The organism is Duganella sp. HH101, assembly GCF_001758795.1.
Lineage (GTDB): Bacteria > Pseudomonadota > Gammaproteobacteria > Burkholderiales > Burkholderiaceae_D > Rugamonas > Rugamonas rivuli.
Map to the genome: position 1 here is coordinate 100,578 of NZ_LRON01000017.1, position 15,109 is coordinate 115,686.

12 protein-coding genes are annotated in these 15,109 nt (G+C 66.3%); 4 read left to right on the plus strand and 8 right to left on the minus strand.

The window, feature by feature from the left end:
• Positions 1-97 precede the first annotated feature (97 nt).
• The 4 genes from DUGA2_RS23570 to DUGA2_RS23585 all read right to left on the minus strand — a co-directional run bounded on the left by DUGA2_RS23570 (position 98) and on the right by DUGA2_RS23585 (position 3,940).
• Complete coding sequence (locus DUGA2_RS23570) at positions 98-1,504, minus strand: MFS transporter (protein WP_070271848.1); 1,407 nt, start codon at positions 1,502-1,504, stop codon at positions 98-100.
• Between the two features lie 123 nt (positions 1,505-1,627).
• Positions 1,628-2,200, minus strand: a complete 573-nt coding sequence (locus DUGA2_RS23575) for a hypothetical protein (protein WP_070271849.1) — start codon at positions 2,198-2,200, stop codon at positions 1,628-1,630.
• 363 nt (positions 2,201-2,563) lie between these two features.
• On the minus strand, positions 2,564-3,274 hold the full coding sequence (locus DUGA2_RS23580; protein WP_070271850.1) for an SDR family oxidoreductase: 711 nt from the start codon (positions 3,272-3,274) through the stop codon (positions 2,564-2,566).
• An 87-nt stretch (positions 3,275-3,361) separates the two neighbouring features.
• On the minus strand, positions 3,362-3,940 hold the full coding sequence (locus DUGA2_RS23585) for a TetR/AcrR family transcriptional regulator (RefSeq protein ID WP_070271852.1): 579 nt from the start codon (positions 3,938-3,940) through the stop codon (positions 3,362-3,364).
• A gap of 103 nt (positions 3,941-4,043) precedes the next feature.
• Here DUGA2_RS23585 and DUGA2_RS23590 point away from each other — a divergent pair, with 103 nt between their 5' ends.
• The 3 genes from DUGA2_RS23590 to pepN all read left to right on the plus strand — a co-directional run bounded on the left by DUGA2_RS23590 (position 4,044) and on the right by pepN (position 9,216).
• On the plus strand, positions 4,044-4,289 hold the full coding sequence (locus DUGA2_RS23590) for a hypothetical protein (RefSeq protein ID WP_070271853.1): 246 nt from the start codon (positions 4,044-4,046) through the stop codon (positions 4,287-4,289).
• Positions 4,290-4,453: 164 nt separating this feature from the next.
• A complete protein-coding gene (locus tag DUGA2_RS23595; RefSeq protein WP_070271855.1) occupies positions 4,454-6,511 on the plus strand; it encodes a S9 family peptidase in 2,058 nt (685 codons plus the stop codon).
• A 68-nt stretch (positions 6,512-6,579) separates the two neighbouring features.
• Positions 6,580-9,216, plus strand: coding sequence for an aminopeptidase N (pepN, locus tag DUGA2_RS23600; RefSeq protein WP_070271856.1), 2,637 nt, complete (start codon positions 6,580-6,582; stop codon positions 9,214-9,216).
• A gap of 61 nt (positions 9,217-9,277) precedes the next feature.
• On the opposite strand, the gene DUGA2_RS23605 is transcribed toward pepN, so the two are convergent.
• Both DUGA2_RS23605 and DUGA2_RS23610 read right to left on the minus strand, forming a co-directional pair.
• Positions 9,278-10,207 carry a hypothetical protein gene (locus DUGA2_RS23605; protein ID WP_229214761.1) on the minus strand — a complete coding sequence of 310 codons (930 nt, stop codon included), beginning with the start codon at positions 10,205-10,207 and terminating at the stop codon, positions 9,278-9,280.
• 235 nt (positions 10,208-10,442) lie between these two features.
• The gene (locus tag DUGA2_RS23610) at positions 10,443-11,663 is read right to left on the minus strand and encodes a TIGR04552 family protein (RefSeq protein ID WP_070271858.1); all 1,221 of its coding nucleotides are present in this window, start codon (positions 11,661-11,663) and stop codon (positions 10,443-10,445) included.
• 169 nt (positions 11,664-11,832) lie between these two features.
• Here DUGA2_RS23610 and DUGA2_RS23615 point away from each other — a divergent pair, with 169 nt between their 5' ends.
• Positions 11,833-13,233, plus strand: a complete 1,401-nt coding sequence (locus DUGA2_RS23615) for a GntP family permease (RefSeq protein WP_070271859.1) — start codon at positions 11,833-11,835, stop codon at positions 13,231-13,233.
• A 28-nt stretch (positions 13,234-13,261) separates the two neighbouring features.
• On the opposite strand, the gene DUGA2_RS23620 is transcribed toward DUGA2_RS23615, so the two are convergent.
• Positions 13,262-13,975 carry a site-2 protease family protein gene (locus DUGA2_RS23620; RefSeq protein ID WP_070271860.1) on the minus strand — a complete coding sequence of 238 codons (714 nt, stop codon included), beginning with the start codon at positions 13,973-13,975 and terminating at the stop codon, positions 13,262-13,264.
• 4 nt (positions 13,976-13,979) lie between these two features.
• Positions 13,980-14,957, minus strand: coding sequence for a DUF2167 domain-containing protein (locus tag DUGA2_RS23625; RefSeq protein WP_070271861.1), 978 nt, complete (start codon positions 14,955-14,957; stop codon positions 13,980-13,982).
• Positions 14,958-15,109 lie beyond the last annotated feature (152 nt).

The following is a 15,109-nucleotide window of genomic DNA, read 5'->3' on the forward strand; positions in this document are numbered from 1 at the left end:
GGGTGAACAGGAGCGCAGAAACGCGGGGCGCACAGCGCGTTTCGGATTCTAGCCCAAGCTCTGGCGAACTGTAATGCTTATATCTTCAGTTGCGTCTTCAGTTGCGCGCCATCTTGTCGGTGCGGCCATGGCGGGCGTCGGGGCCGCCGTGGCGCGGCGACAGCCGCAAGGCCAGCAGCAGAATGGCGCCGGCCGCCAGGTACATGGCGATCAGCACGGCCAGCATGGCGGCGTTGCCGCCCCAGGCCTGGGTGCGCGCGCCCAGCGCGGGACCGAAGGCGCCCCCCAGCATGCCGCAGCTGACCACCAGCGCGATGCCGGCCGCCGCGCGCCGGCGCGACAGCAGGTCGGTGACGATGGCCACCAGCAGCGGCGCCGCCGAGGCGATGCCCAGCGACGCCAGCGCCAGCCCGGCCAGCGACCACGCCAGGCCGTCGTTGGCGGCGATCGCCAGCGCCAGGCCGCCGGCCGCCAGCACCATGCAGGCGAGGAAGTGGCCGCGCCGTTCGCGCCGGCGGTCGGAATCATAGCCGATGGCGATCATGCCGATCACGCCCGCCAGGTTGGGCAGGGCGGCCAGCAGGCCAGGCTGCATATGGCTTGCTTCGCTCCAGCGCTGCACCAGCGCCGGCGCCCAGGAGGCCAGCGCGTAGCTGGCGCCGGTCAGCAGCAGGTTGGCGGCGGCCAGCAGGCACAGGGCGCGGTCGCGCAGCAGCGCGACGATGACGGCGGCGTCCGACGGCGGTGCGGCGTCGTCCGGCGCCGCATGGTGGGCCGGCGCCCCCGCCTGCAGCAGCGCTTCGTCGCGTTCCAGGTTCTGCTCCACCATCAGCTGTTCGAACGGCGACAGCCAGCGGGCGTCGTCGGGGCGGTTGTCCAGGTACAGCCAGGCGATCGCGCCCAGCAGCACGGCCGGCAAGCCTTGCGTCAGCAGCAGCCATTGCCAGCCTTGCAGGCCGCCGTCGCCGTGCAGGTAGCGCAGCGTGGCGTCGCACAGCGGCGCGGCGGCGACGTTGGCCAGCAGCGCGGCCGAGGCGAACACGGCGAACACGCGCGCGCGGCGCGGCGCCGGGTACCACCAGGTCAGGTAGAGGATGGCGCCGGGGAAGAAGCCCGCCTCCAGCGCGCCCAGCACGAAGCGCAGCAGGTAGAACATGGCGGGCGTGCGGACGAAGGCGGCGGCGGCCGAGGCCAGGCCCCAGCCCAGCATCAGCCATAGCAGCGTCTTGCGGGCGCCGGCTTTTTCCAGCAGCAGGTTGGCGGGCAGTTCGAACAGGCAGTAACCGATGAAGAACAGGGCGGCGCCCCAGGCGTAGACCGGGTCGCCGAAGGACAGGCTGTCCTGCATCTGCCGTTGCGCGTAGCCGAGGTTGATGCGGTCCAGGCAGGCGACCGCGTAGCACAGCATCAGCAGCGGCAGCAGCCGCCAGCTGATCTTGCGGTAAATGGCGTCCATGCCGGCGGCGCCGCGGAGGTGCAGGACGGTGGCGGAATGGGTCTGCATGCAGACGATATTATCCGCACGATATTGCTTAGGCAAGCTTTAGCAGAGTGCGGCGGAACTCAAAACAACAGTGCGCGGCGCCTGCGTGCGGCGCGCTTGCGCCAGATCAGCGCGGGCGCGGCGTCAGGCCGCGGCCGCGCCGGCGTCCATGTCGTAGATGCGGGTGCGGCGCGGGCGCAGCTCCGGCTGGGTGGCGGCGCCGTTGTCTTCCTGCGCCAGGAACTGGCTGCCGATCTCGAACCATTCCTCGCTGGAGATCACCTTCTGCGCCAGCGGCAGCAGTTCCTGCTCTTCCTTGTCGAGCCGCTTGAGCAGGTTCTGGCAATACAGGTCCACCGTGCGGCACAGGAACTTGCCCTGCGAGGCGCTGCGGCGCATGGCGCGGCGCAGGCATTTGTGCACCGCGTTCAACATGGCGCCGCCGAGCCGGCTCAGCGATTCGAGGTCGTTCAGCAGCGCGCCGCAGTTGGCGTCCGCCGCGCGCACGGCCGGCATCAGGCAAGCCTCGACCTTGCGCTGGTGGCGCGTTTCGGCAAAGGTGGTCAGCTCCTTGAGCTGGGATTCGATGAATACAGGATCGATCTCCTGCGGGCGGCGCGCGATCGACTGCACATACTGGAGCAGGCGCGCGATGAAGTGGCGTTCTTTTTTTTGTTCGATAGAAAGTGTCAATAAGACATAGGTGGCAGTAAGCATGGCGTTTCCCGTGTTTCGTCTGACTTCGGCTGCGCGGCGAACGTTGGAGGGTGGACGCGCCCGAGGCGTAGACCGCTACCTTAGCGCCGTGCCGGGCTCATTCAACGTCGATTTACAATTGTTCACAACTGGTCGTGTGGCAATAACAAACATCGCGAAGATTACCGGCGGGGAAAACGAATGTACACACGTCAAGCCGGTCGTGATCGTGCGTACTCTTCCTGACTGAGTGGGAAATTATGCACCTATTTTGCGCATGAAAATACGCGATTTCTTGCGTTGATCGAAAATATTTTGTATCAGCCGCGGCGATGTTTTGCCGCGGCGTATTTGCTGCACTGCGTTGCTGCACTGCGGCGGAGATCAGGCGGCGCGCGGTTCGCCCAGGTAGGCGCTGCGCGGGATGGTGAAGCCCTGCTTGACCTGGCGCGACGTGTCGTCGGTCAGCACCTCATCCTCGCCCGCCTCCAGCGCGGTGACGATGGCGCGGGCGATGTCGGCCGGCGCCGATTTCGGCGCGTCGACGCCGCCGGTCATGTCGGTGTCCATATAGCCCATGTGGGCCGCCAGCACCTGCGTGTTCTGTGCGCGCAGGTCGGCGCGCAGGCCGTTGGTCAGCGCCCAGGCGGCGGCCTTGGAAATGCTGTACGTGCCGCTGCCGGGGATGGTGATCCAGCTCAGCGCCGACAGGATGTTGACGATGGCGCCGCCGCCGTTGCGCTGGAGCGTGGGGGCGAAGGCCAGGCTGAGCGCCATCGGGCCGTAGAAGTTGGTGTCCATCTCGGCGCGCACCGAGGCCAGCGCTTCCGGCCCGGCCACGCTGCTGCCGCTGAAGATGCCGGCGTTGTTGATCAGGATGGTCAGGTCGGGGATGGCTTGCACGGCGGCGGCGATGTGCGCCGCGTCGGTGACGTCCATCCGGATCGGCGTGACGCCGGCCAGCGTGACGGCGGCCGGATTGCGGGCGCCCGCATACACCTTGCGCGCGCCGGCGGCGAGGGCGGCTTGCGCCAGGGCTTTGCCAAGGCCGCGGTTGGCGCCAGTGATCAATACGACGGCATCTTTGAAGTTCATGGTGATTCCTTTCAGTGGGTGAAGTAGCGGACAGCGTAAAGTAAAACAATATGACCGGTCATCTTAAAAAATGCCGAAAAAAAAGCATCACAGCAAAATCTGGTTCAGCACCATGTCGGCGTAGCGGTCCAGCGGCGCCCGGCTGTGGGCGGCCTTGGCGTGCAGCACCGCGCCCTGCCAGGCGTCGATGATGAAATGGGCCAGTTCCAGCGCCGGCTGCGGCGCATGGGTGCTGCCGTCGCGCTGGGCTTCGGCGATCACCACCGCCAGGCGGGCGGCCCAGGCGTCGAAATTGTGGCTGAGCGCATCGCGCATGGCCGGAATCTGGTTCGACAGCTCGCTGCTGAAGTTGCCCAGCATGCAGCCGCAGTTGTAGTCGGTGGCGGTGTTGGCGCCGATCAGCAAATCGAAATACTGCCGCATCCTGGCCTTGGGCGCCAGGCTGGTATCGTCCAGCACGGCGCAGTAGGTAGCGGCGGCCTCGGCGTAACGTTGCAATACCTCCAGCCCCAGCGCTTCCTTGCTGGTGAAGTGGTTGTAGAAGGAGCCCTTCGGCACGCCGGCCGCATCCGTGATGTCCTGGACGCTGGTGGCATTGAACCCCTTGCTATGAAGCAGGTTCAAGCTGGCGGTGACGATGTGCTCTTTGACGTTAGGTTTAGCCATGTGCTAAATATGACCGGTCGTCTTAAAAAAGTCAAGAATTTTTTCGGTTGTCACTATAAGATGTCAATACACCAATCATAATTTCTTGTTAAGGGTTTTGCTTATGTTCGCGAAAAAAATCGGGTTCTCCCTGTTCGGTGGCATGTTGGCCGTGGCGCTGGCCGGCTGCGCCGGCACCGGCGACAACGCCGCCCCCGTGCCGCAGCAGGCGTCGGCCGCGCAAACCTGCAAGGGGTCGGAGCCGACCACCGGCAGTTCGATCCGCCGCCGCGATTGCGGCCCGTCGCAGGTGCAAACCGTCGAGGCCGATAATCTGCGCGAGTACAAGCGCGAAGCCGGCACCAAGTAAGCCCATCGTCACGGTGATCGCCGCGCGCGGCTGACGATTTCTGCACAGGCAAGTATCGGCAAGTAACAAGCCGGACAGAGTTTTGCTTGCTGCACTGCGATCTTGGTATCATGCCGGCAGCCGGCTACCCGCCGGTATTTTCTTATAACGTCGGAGATCACCGAATGAGACTACCACTGCTGCTGTTGGGAACCGCTGTCGCGGCTTCCAGCGCCATCGCCGCGCCGCGCGGCTTCACCGTTGAAGACATGGTCAGGATGGAGCGCGTCGGCAGCCCAGTGCTGTCGCCGGACGCCACCCGCGTGGTCTACACGGTGCGCTCCACCAATATCGACAAGAACCGCGGCAATACCCAGCTGTGGATGCTGGACCTGCGCGCGCCCAAGGCCGCGCCGGTGCGCCTGACCCAGGCCGACGCCAGCAGCAGCGATCCCGAATGGGCACCCAGCGGCGACGCCGTGTACTTCCTGTCGGCCCGCTCCGGCTCGCAACAGGTGTGGCGCCTGCCGCTGGCCGGCGGCGAGGCGGCGCGCGTGACCGACCTGGCGCTGGACGTGGAAAACTTCCGCCTGTCGCCGCAGGGCGACCGCCTGGCGCTGAGCCTGGCCGTGTTCCGCGACTGCGCGGACATCGCCTGCAGCAAGGCCCGCCTCGATGCGCAGGGCAAGAACAAGGCCAGCGGCAAGGTCTACGACAAGCTGTTCGTGCGCCACTGGGATACCTGGGCCGACGGCCGCACCAATGTGCTGTACGCCGCGCCGATCGACGCCAGCGGCAAGGTCAGCGCGCAGCCGGTCAGCCTGTCCGGCATGCTCGACGGCGACGTGCCGTCCAAGCCGTTCGGCGACCACGACGAATACCACTTCAGCCCCGACGGCAAGACCGTGGTGTTCTCGGCCCGCATCGCCGGCCGCACCGAGGCCTGGTCGACCAACTTCGACGTCTACACCGTGCCGGCCGAAGGCGGCCAGCCGAACAACCTGACGGCCGACAACGCCGCCTGGGACACCAAGGCGATCTACTCGCCGGACGGCAAGACCCTGGCCTACCTGGCGATGGACAAGCCGACCTTCGAGGCCGACCGCTTCCACCTGGTGCTGATCGATGTCGCCACCGGCAAGAAGCGCACCGTCGCCGACAGCTGGGACCGCTCGATCGCCGACTACCGCTGGACCCCGGACAGCAAGACCCTGCTGGCCACCGCCGACGACATCGGCCAGCACCGCCTGTTCGCCATCGACGCCGCCAGCGGCAAGGTGTCGCCATTGACCGGCAACGGCTACGTCAGCGGCTTCGATGTCGCGCGCGACACCGTCGTCATGGCGCAGGCCAACTTGGCGTCCGGCGCGCAGCTGTACAAATTCAAGCTCGGCGGCACTGCGGACAAGGCCGCGCAACTGACCACGCTCAACGCGCAGGCGCTGGCCGACGTCAAGTTCGGCGAGTACGAGCAATTCTCCTTCACCGGCGCCAACGGCGAGACCGTCTACGGCCACGTGATGAAGCCATGGAACGCGCAGCCGGGCGTCAAGTATCCGATCGCCTTCCTGGTGCACGGCGGCCCGCAGGGCAGCTTCGGCAACTCGTGGAGCTACCGCTGGAATCCGCAGGTGTACGCCGGCGCCGGCTACGCCACCGTGTTCATCGACTTCCACGGCTCGACCGGCTACGGCCAGAAGTTCACCGACTCGATCAGCGGCGACTGGGGCGGCAAGCCGCTGGAAGACTTGCAAAAAGGCCTGGCCGCGGCGGTGCAGAAATTCCCGTGGCTGGACCGCGAGCGCAGCTGCGCGCTGGGCGCGTCCTACGGCGGCTTCATGATGAACTGGATCGAGGGTAACTGGTCCGACGGCTTCAAGTGCATCGTCAACCACGACGGCGTGTTCGACACGCGCGGCATGGCTTACGCCACCGAGGAAATCTGGTTCACCGAATGGGAAAACGGCGGCGCCTACTACGACGTGCCGGAGTTGCACGAGAAGTTCAACCCGGCGCTGAAGGTGAAGAACTGGAAGACGCCGATGCTGGTGGTGCAGGGCGACCTGGACTTCCGCATCCCGACCTCGCAGGGTCTGGGCACCTTCACCGCGCTGCAGCGGCGCGGCATCCCGAGCAAGCTGCTGATGTTCCCGGACGAAAACCACTGGGTGCTGAAGCCGGCCAACTCGGTGCTGTGGCACCACACGGTGATCGACTGGCTCGACACCTACCTGAAAAAATAAGCAAGCGACTAGTTTAACTACGCAACGCCCGCAGCCTCTGCGGGCGTTGCCACATTCCAGGAACACCCATGAAAAAATGCATCATCGTCGCCGCCATCGCGCTGGCCTATGGCGCCGCGCAAGCCGCCGCCCCCGCCGCCGCGCCGCGCGCTGAAAACGCCTTCCTGTCGCAAGCCGACGCCGCCGCCCGCTCGGCGCGCGTGGCCAACGTCGACTACACACTGGACTTCACGCTGACCGGCAAGGAAACCTTCTCCGGCACCACCACGCTGAACTTCGACCTGAGCGACGCCGGCGCGCCGCTGACCATCGACCTCGACAAGGCCACCATCGCCAGCATGACCGTCAACGGCAAGGCCGTGACGCCGCAATACAACCAGTGGTTCATCACCATCGCCGCCGCCGACCTGAAGGCGGGCCGCAACAGCGTCACCATCAGCTACCAGCGCCTGCACAGCACCAACGGCGAAGGCTTGCACCGCATGGTCGATCCGGTCGACAACCGCGTCTACACCTACTCGCACTTCGAGCCGGCCGCCGCGCACCAGATGTTCCCGGTGTTCGACCAGCCCGACCTGAAGGGCACTTATGAAATCACCGTCACCGCGCCGGCCGACTGGGTGGTGTCGTCGACCAAGCGCGAGACCGGCATCCAGGACATCGGCGCCACCCGCCGCTGGACCTTCCCGCGCACCAAGAAGCTGAGCTCCTACAACTTCGCCATGCACGCCGGCCCGTACAAGGTGTGGGAAGACCGCAGCGGCCCGTATCCGATGCGCCTGTTCGCGCGCCAGTCGGTGGCGTCGCAGGTGTCGCCGCAGGACTGGTTCAGCTACACCCGCCGCGGCCTGGTGTTCTTCGACCAGTACTTCGGCGTGCCTTACCAGTTCGAGAAATACGACCAGCTGCTGGTGCCGGACTTCCTGTACGGCGCGATGGAAAACGCCGCCGCCATCACCTTCGCCGAGCGCGGCTTCCTGTACAAGGACGAGATGACCTCGGCGCAGAAGCAAAGCCTGGCCGGCGTCATCATGCACGAGATGGCGCACCAGTGGTTCGGCGACCTGGTGACGATGAAATGGTGGAACGGCCTGTGGCTCAACGAAAGCTTCGCCTCCTTCATGGGCACGCTGGCGACCGCCGAGTCGACCGAGTTCAGCAACGCGTGGCAGGGCTTCTACTCGGGCGCCAAGCAGAGCGCCTATGTGCAGGACCAGCGCGTGACCACGCACGCGATCGAAACGCCGGTGCCGTCCACCGCCAACGCCTTCGACAACATCGACGCCATCACCTATTCCAAGGGCGCGTCGACGCTGAAGCAGCTGCGCCATCTGCTGGGCGAGGAAGTGTTCCGCCAGGGCGTGCACAACTACCTGGTCAAGTACTCCTACCAGAACGCCAGGCTGGACGACTTCATCGGCGCCCTCGGCGAGGCCGCGCACCGCGACCTGAGCGGCTGGACCAGGCAGTGGTTGTACGAGCCGGGCGTCAACACCATCGCGGCGGAATACAGCTGCGCCGGCGGCAAGATCAGCGCCTTCACTCTGCGCCAGAGCGCGCCGGGCAAGGCGATGCCGACGCTGCGCGAACAGCGCGTGCAGGTCGGCCTGTTCAACCTGGGCGCCGATGGCCTGGCGCTGAGCAAGAACCTGGCCGTCACCTATCAGGGGGCCAACACCGCCGTGCCTGAACTGAAGGGCGCGGCTTGTCCGGATCTGGTCTATCCGAACTATCAGGATTGGGGCTATGCGCAGGTGCAGCTGGATAAAAAATCCTTCGCCACCGCGCAGGCCAGCCTGGGCAAGGTGGAAGATCCGCTGCTGCGCTCGATGCTGTGGCAAAGCCTGTGGGACGGTGTGCGTTCCGCCAAGCTGCCGCTCAACGAGTTCCTGAATACCGCGCTGGTCAACGCGCCGGGCGAGAAGGATTACACCTTGCTGGGCGATGTCACTGGCAAGGTGCGTTCCGCCAAGGCTTACCTCGACGAGATGGGCCCGTCTGCCGCCGCTTACAAGGCCAAGGTCGTGCCGCAGCTGGAGCAGATGGCGTTTGCCGCCACCAACGCCGCCAGCGGCGACAAGAACTTCCAGCGCCGCTGGTTCTCGACCTATCTGGACCTGGCCAGCAGCCCGGCAGCGCTGGCGCAGCTGGCCGACATCCTCGGCGGCAAGCTGGTGGTGCCAGGCCTGAATGTGAGCCAGGATGTGCGTTGGGACATCATCAACCGCCTGAACCGCTTTGCCTATCCGGGCGCGGCGGCCTTGCTGGCGGCCGAGCAGGAACGCGACAAGTCCGACAGCGGCCAGGCCGCCGCGCTGGGCGCCACCGTGATCCAGCCGGACGCCAAGGTCAAGGCCGAGTGGCTGGCCAATATCAATGATCTGCAAACCAAGTTGCCGTTCTCGAAGATCCGCCGGGCGATGGAAAACCTCTACCCGGCCGAGCAGGGCGCGTTGAACGAGCTGACCGCAAGCCAGCGTCTGGCCCAGCTGGGGCAGATCGACAAGGCGGCCGGTCCGGTCTTCATGCGTTCTTACGCCAATATGATGATACCGGCCGCTTGCACGCCGGCCAGCGTCCAGCGTTTGCAAGGGGCGGTTGGCAAGTTGAAGGACTTGTCGGCCGGCACGCGGCGCGCGCTGCTGGTCACGCATCAGGAAGATGAGCGTTGCGTGGCCATCAAGAAGGCGATGAAGGTCAAGTAAAATACGTCAGCAGGAAAGCAACCCGCGCGCCGCAAGGCCCGCGGGTTTTTTCATGGCGTTTTTACAATCGGTCGCTCAGGCGTGCCTTGCGCGCCATGCCGTCCGGGCCGAACAGGATGACGAAGTCGGCGTAGCGCGGCGCGCCGTCCTTGGCCTGCGCCAGCGATGGATAGCGGTAGCGCCAGGCCTGATAGCCGCTGTCGAAACGTACTACGCTGGCCGGGCCCAGCGCGGCCTGCATCTGCTGCATGCTGCGGTGGTCGTCGGCCACGGCGGTGTCGGCGGGGCCGGGCGGATCGTCCTGGTAGTGCAATTCCAGCAGCGTATCGTCGGACCAGCTGCGGTCCCACAGCGGCGCGTAGAAGCTGCGGTCCAGCAGCACCTGGCAATCGCAGAACGGCAGGGTGGCCGGGGTCTGCGTGCCGCCCGCGTACAGCATGTCGAACGGCAGCGCCTCGCTGCGCGCGCCGTCGTGCAGCGTGACGGCGAACAGGGGGCGTTCGCTGAAGAACAGGTAATTGCCCTGCGGCGTGCCGCAGACGCGGTCGGGATCGGTGAACAGTTCGCCCAGCCAGGCGAACAACTGGGCGTTGTTGGACAGCAGCCCGGCCTGCACGCCGACCTTGCATTCGAGCCGCAGATCGCCGAGCCGGCGCATATTGGCCGGCACGCCGGGACTGCGCACACGGGCACGCCAGGTGAGCGTGCTGGTCTTGCTGCTGGCGATCAGCGCCGCGTCTTCCTTCAGCGCCTGGGCGTTGCGTTCCAGCGCGAAGGTATGGTCGGGCGCCACCGCGACCGGCAGCGACAGCGTGTCGCCGGCCACGCGCAGCGTGATGCCGTCGAGCTGCGTGGAAGGCAGGCGCGGCAGCAGTTCGAAGCGCAGCGCGGCCTGTGGCGCCAGCGCATGTTCGCGCTTGAAGCGGTCCATGCCGGCGACCATCTTGCGATAGGACTTGTCGACCGGGTCGCGCGTGGATGCGACGGTCACGCGGGGCGGGGCGGCATCCTGTGCATGGGCCGCGCCGGCCGGAGCCGCTAGCGCCGCTAGCGCTACGAGCGCCACGAGCGCCACGAGCACTACTAGCCCCACTAGCGCTGCTGGCGCGGCGGCCATCAGCCGGCATAGGAATGGATGGCGCATCGCCGCTCCCTCCGCTGAAAACCCCATGGTAGAGCGTTGCGCGGCACGGCGGCGCACTGCTGGCAGGGGCGTGGGCGGGCTGTTATCGGCCCGTGACCGGCGCCGCCTCCATGCGTGCCTCGCTGGCGCGCTCCATCGCGGGCGGTGGCGGGGTGGCCGTGGCCGGCTGGTGTTCGATCCAGCGCAGCAGCTCGCGGCCGAACACCCGGGTGCGGGCGGTGTCGAGCTGGCGTTTCTTGTAGGCGTCGTGGCTGGCCGGACCGGTCAGGCTGCGCTGGTAGCTGGCTTCGTCCATCAGCTGGATTTCGTACTCGAAGAAAAAGCCGACGTCGTAATCCTGCTCCGGTCCCGCATCGAGCTGCTGCACGTGGATCATTTTGCGCACCGTCACCTGGATGCTGTTGAAGCCGCTGCCGCTGTGCGGATTGTCGCAGCGGGTCTGCGGCTGCGCCAGCTCGGCCAGTTCGGCGTCCATGGTTTGCAGCAGTTCGGCCGGGTAATCGTCGCTGTGCTCCAGCCGGGCGCGGTACTTGTTGAAGATCTGCTTGGCCGCCTCCAGGTCCAGCAAGGTGTTGCGGGTGCGTTCGGCGTCGACATTCGTCACCGACAGCAGGTGGGCGCGCTGCAGCGTGCGCAGCGCCAGCAGGCATTCGAAGCGGGTGGCGAACACCAGCCGCACGCCCAGGTGGTCGAAGATGTCGGCGGCCAGGTAGGCGGCTTTTTGCAGCAGCTTGAGCAGGATGCTGTTGCGGCCCTTGTTGTCCTTGCGGTCGTAGTGCAGCATCGGCAGGCAGACTTCGCCGTCGGTCAGGTAGTGGCGGTCGCCGTCGTGGCGTATCACCTCGTCCAGCGTGCCGAACACCTGTGCGCGGATGGCGTGGAAGTGGCGCAGCTTGAGGTTGTTGTCGATGTAAAAAATCCCGTGCATCACCTTGAGCACCGCGCACGACCACATGCGCCGCACATCGACGTGCTGGCCGCGCAGCGAGGCGTAGACCAGCAGCAGCAGGGGATCGTCGGGGTGGGTGACTTCGCGCGGGATCAGCGCCGCCTGTTCCGGCGTCAGGAAGCTGTGGACGATGAAGTCGACCGCCTCGCGATGGGCGCGCCGTATCAGCGCCGGCGCGGCCGGCTGGTCGAGGTCGAAACCGTACTCGCGCACGAATTGGCGGGCGTCGTGCAGGTTGCGCAACGCCAGCGCGCCCAAGTCGATCGCCGAGACGCCATTGGCAATCGCGTTGAGATAACTCCAGTTGAGCGAGAACTTGCCCCCGCTCTTGAGCGAGGCTTTGAGTGCGGACATGGCATCAGGCAGAGGCTGCGATGATTCAGTATCGCAGCCAGTTCGGGCAGCGTCAATGCTGCACCGCCGCACCCGCGACACGCCCTCGGTGCTCTGCTTTCAGTCCGGCTACGCGCACCGATGTTTGTCATTACAATAAGATGATCTTATTTGAATCGAGGGAGTCCGCATGTCATTTCTGATTGTCCTGGCTGCGCTGGTGTTCTTGATGCTGGCCGCGTATCGCGGCTACAGCGTGATCCTGTTCGCGCCGGTGGCGGCGCTGGGGGCGGTGCTGCTGACCGACCCGGGCGCGGTGGCGCCGGTGTTCAGCGGCATCTTCATGGAGAAGATGGTCGGCTTCGTCAAGCTGTACTTCCCGGTGTTCCTGCTCGGCGCCGTGTTCGGCAAGCTGATCGAGCTGTCCGGCTTTTCCGAATCCATCGTGGTGGCGGCCATCAAGTACATCGGCCGCTCGCGCGCCAACGCCGTCATCGTCGCCGTCTGCGCCTTGCTCACCTACGGCGGCGTGTCGCTGTTCGTGGTGGTGTTCGCGGTCTACCCGTTCGCCGCCGAACTCTACCGCCAGAGCAATATCCCCAAGCGCCTGATGCCTGGCGCGATCGCGCTGGGCGCGTTCTCGTTCACCATGGATTCGCTGCCCGGCACGCCGCAAATCCAGAACATCATCCCCACCACCTTCTTCAAGACCACCGGCTGGGCCGCGCCGTGGCTGGGCGTGATCGGCTCGCTGTTCATCATCGTGGTCGGCCTCAGCTTCCTCGAATGGCGGCGCCGCTCGGCCATGGCCGCCGGCGAAGGCTACGGCGCCACCGGCGCCAAGGACGCCGCCCATGCCGCCAGCACCGGCCTGCCGCATCCGCTGCTGTCGGTGGCGCCGCTGCTGCTGGTGGGCGTGGCCAACTTCGTGCTGACCAAGCAGATCCCCGGCTGGTATGGCGAGACCTATGCGCTGACCGCCGACGCCTTGCCCGGCCTGCACGCGGCGGTGACGGTGCCGGTCAAGACCGTCATCGGCATCTGGGCGGTGGAGGGCGCGCTGTTGCTGGGCATATTGCTGGTGGTGGCGACCGCCTTCGGCCGCATCCGCGCCACCTTCGCCGACGGCACCAAGGCGGCGGTCGGCGGCGCGCTGCTGGCGGCGATGAACACCGCGTCGGAGTACGGCTTCGGCGGCGTGATCGCTTCGCTGCCGGGCTTCCTGGTGGTCAGCGACGCCTTGCGCAGCGTGCCCAATCCGCTGGTCAACGCGGCGGTGTCGGTCAGCTCGCTGGCCGGCATCACCGGCTCGGCCTCGGGCGGCATGAGCATCGCGCTGGCGGCCATGGCCGACAGCTTCATCCAGGGCGCGCAGGCGGCCCACATCCCGCTGGAGGTGCTGCACCGCGTGGTGGCGATGGCCAGCGGCGGCATGGACACGCTGCCGCACAACGGCGCCGTCATCACGCTGCTGGCCGTCACCGGCCTGACGCACCGCGAGTCGTACAAGGAGATTTTTGCGATCACGCTGATCAAGACGACGGCGGTGTTTTTCGTCATCGCCGTCTACTACTTGACCGGGCTGGTGTGACGGTGTGGCGGCCTAGCCGCCTAGCCGCCTAGCCGCCGGTGCCGTCCAGCATGCCGTGCACGCTGTAGCTCATCATGGCGAGGAAGGCCACCAGCCCGAGGTAGAGCACGCCGTAGTTGATGCGGGTGTCGCGCGCCACCTCGTAGTACTGCCCGGGCTTGTCGGGATCGCCCCAGATCGCCGCCTTGATCTGCGGGTAGGCCAGCACGGCCACCAGGATCAGCATCGGGCTGGGGCTGTAGAAGAACAGCGCCGCCAGCAGCGGCACGCCGGCCAGCCACACCTTGGGCGAGATGATGGCCGTGATGCGGCCGCCGTCCAGCGGCGAGATCGGGATCAGGTTGAACAGGTTCAGCATGCAGCCCGAGTACGCCAGGGCCAGCAGCAGGCGGCTGTCGTGCTCGCGCGCGAGGAAGTAGCAGGCCAGCGCGGCGGCGGTGCCGGCCAGCGGCCCGGCGAAGCCGATGTAGGCTTCGGTCTCGACATCGTGCGGCACTTCCTTCAGGGCGATCCAGGCGCCGACGAAGGGGATGAAGGTGGGCGCGCCGACATCGAGGCCGCGCTGCCGCGCCGCCACGTAGTGCCCCATCTCGTGGACGAAAATCAGCAGCACGAAACCGACCGCGTAGCGCCAGCCGAACACCCAGCTGTACACCACCATCGACACCAGCATGGTGCCGCAGGTGGTCAGCAGCTTGCCCATCTTGCCGGCGGCCAGCAGCCACAGGATCAGCTTGCCCATCGCGTCAGTCCCGCTTGCCCAGGTCGACGCCCGGCGCCTCGCCGGCGGCCGGTTCGGCTGCAGCTACGCTGGCCGCTTGCTCGCTGGCGGCCGCTTGCGCTTTCCTGCGGCCGAAGGCCTTGTACAGCCAGCTGCCGACGGCGGCGATGCCGATCAGGATGATTTTCTTGAACGCCAGCAGCAGCGCGAAGATCTTGCCGAAGAAGCCCAGCTTGGCCGCGATGCCGCCGGCCACCAGCGCCGCCAGGCCGTACTCGGCGACCTTGTCGGTCTTGCTGTCGAAGTCGCCGTAGCGGTTGCCCGGCGTGAAGTCGGTGAAGGCGGTGACGTTCTTCATCTCGCTCCTGACCTGGGCGATCTGCTCCATGCCGGCCACGGCGTTGAGCACCAGCACGCCCTCGCGGCCCAGCACGCGGATGTTGTAGTTCAAGCCGTTCTCCTTGCTGCCCTCGGTATGCAGCTCCTTGGCCCAGTACAGCTTGTGCTGCGCCTTGTTGTAGCTGGGCGGCTCGGCCCAGCCGATCAGCGTCATCGCCGCATAGCCCTGCTCCTTGCGCGCGGTGTTGTGGTCGGCGATGGCTTCCTTCATCTGCGTCAGCAGCTCGGCGTAGTTGATGCTGTCGGCGTCGTCGTCCTTGACGTGGCCATCCTTGTCGTAGGTGACGATCACGCCCCAGCCGGCCGCGCTCAGCGGGTTGACGTCGGCCGGCAAGATCATGCCCAGCGTCTGCGCGCCCGGCGGATTGCCCCAGCCGTCGACCAGCACCTTGCTGGCGTCGTCTGGCGCCAGGTAGCGGAAGCTGGGCGGCAGGTCCAGCGTGGCGATGTTGCCGGGCAGGGTGATCTTGCCGGTCTGGAAGCGCAGCCCGGCCAGGAATTGCTGGTCCGTCATTTGCGGCGCCGGCGCCGGGGCCGGCTCGGGCGCGGCCAGCAACGGCGCGCTCAGGGTCAGGCTCAACAGGGTGGCGAGGATCAGGCGCATCGTTACTCCTTGGAAGAAAAGTTGTATCTTACAGGAAACTATTGCGTATTTGGTAATTACTTCCAGTGGCGGCCAGTGTGGAAAAAAGGGTACAGACGGGGAGGCGCTGCGCACGACCGTGCGATTGCTGCCGAGTTGATTTCATGTCAGTA

Coding starts and splice junctions, on each gene's coding strand:
- DUGA2_RS23595 (WP_070271855.1), top strand. CDS start 4,454: ATGAGACTACCACTGCTGCTGTTGGGAACCGCTGTCGCGGCTTCCAGC.
- DUGA2_RS23580 (WP_070271850.1), bottom strand. CDS start 3,274: ATGAACTTCAAAGATGCCGTCGTATTGATCACTGGCGCCAACCGCGGC.
- DUGA2_RS23590 (WP_070271853.1), top strand. CDS start 4,044: ATGTTCGCGAAAAAAATCGGGTTCTCCCTGTTCGGTGGCATGTTGGCC.
- DUGA2_RS23610 (WP_070271858.1), bottom strand. CDS start 11,663: ATGTCCGCACTCAAAGCCTCGCTCAAGAGCGGGGGCAAGTTCTCGCTC.
- DUGA2_RS23570 (WP_070271848.1), bottom strand. CDS start 1,504: ATGCAGACCCATTCCGCCACCGTCCTGCACCTCCGCGGCGCCGCCGGC.
- DUGA2_RS23615 (WP_070271859.1), top strand. CDS start 11,833: ATGTCATTTCTGATTGTCCTGGCTGCGCTGGTGTTCTTGATGCTGGCC.
- DUGA2_RS23620 (WP_070271860.1), bottom strand. CDS start 13,975: ATGGGCAAGCTGATCCTGTGGCTGCTGGCCGCCGGCAAGATGGGCAAG.
- DUGA2_RS23585 (WP_070271852.1), bottom strand. CDS start 3,940: ATGGCTAAACCTAACGTCAAAGAGCACATCGTCACCGCCAGCTTGAAC.
- DUGA2_RS23575 (WP_070271849.1), bottom strand. CDS start 2,200: ATGCTTACTGCCACCTATGTCTTATTGACACTTTCTATCGAACAAAAA.
- DUGA2_RS23625 (WP_070271861.1), bottom strand. CDS start 14,957: ATGCGCCTGATCCTCGCCACCCTGTTGAGCCTGACCCTGAGCGCGCCG.
- pepN (WP_070271856.1), top strand. CDS start 6,580: ATGAAAAAATGCATCATCGTCGCCGCCATCGCGCTGGCCTATGGCGCC.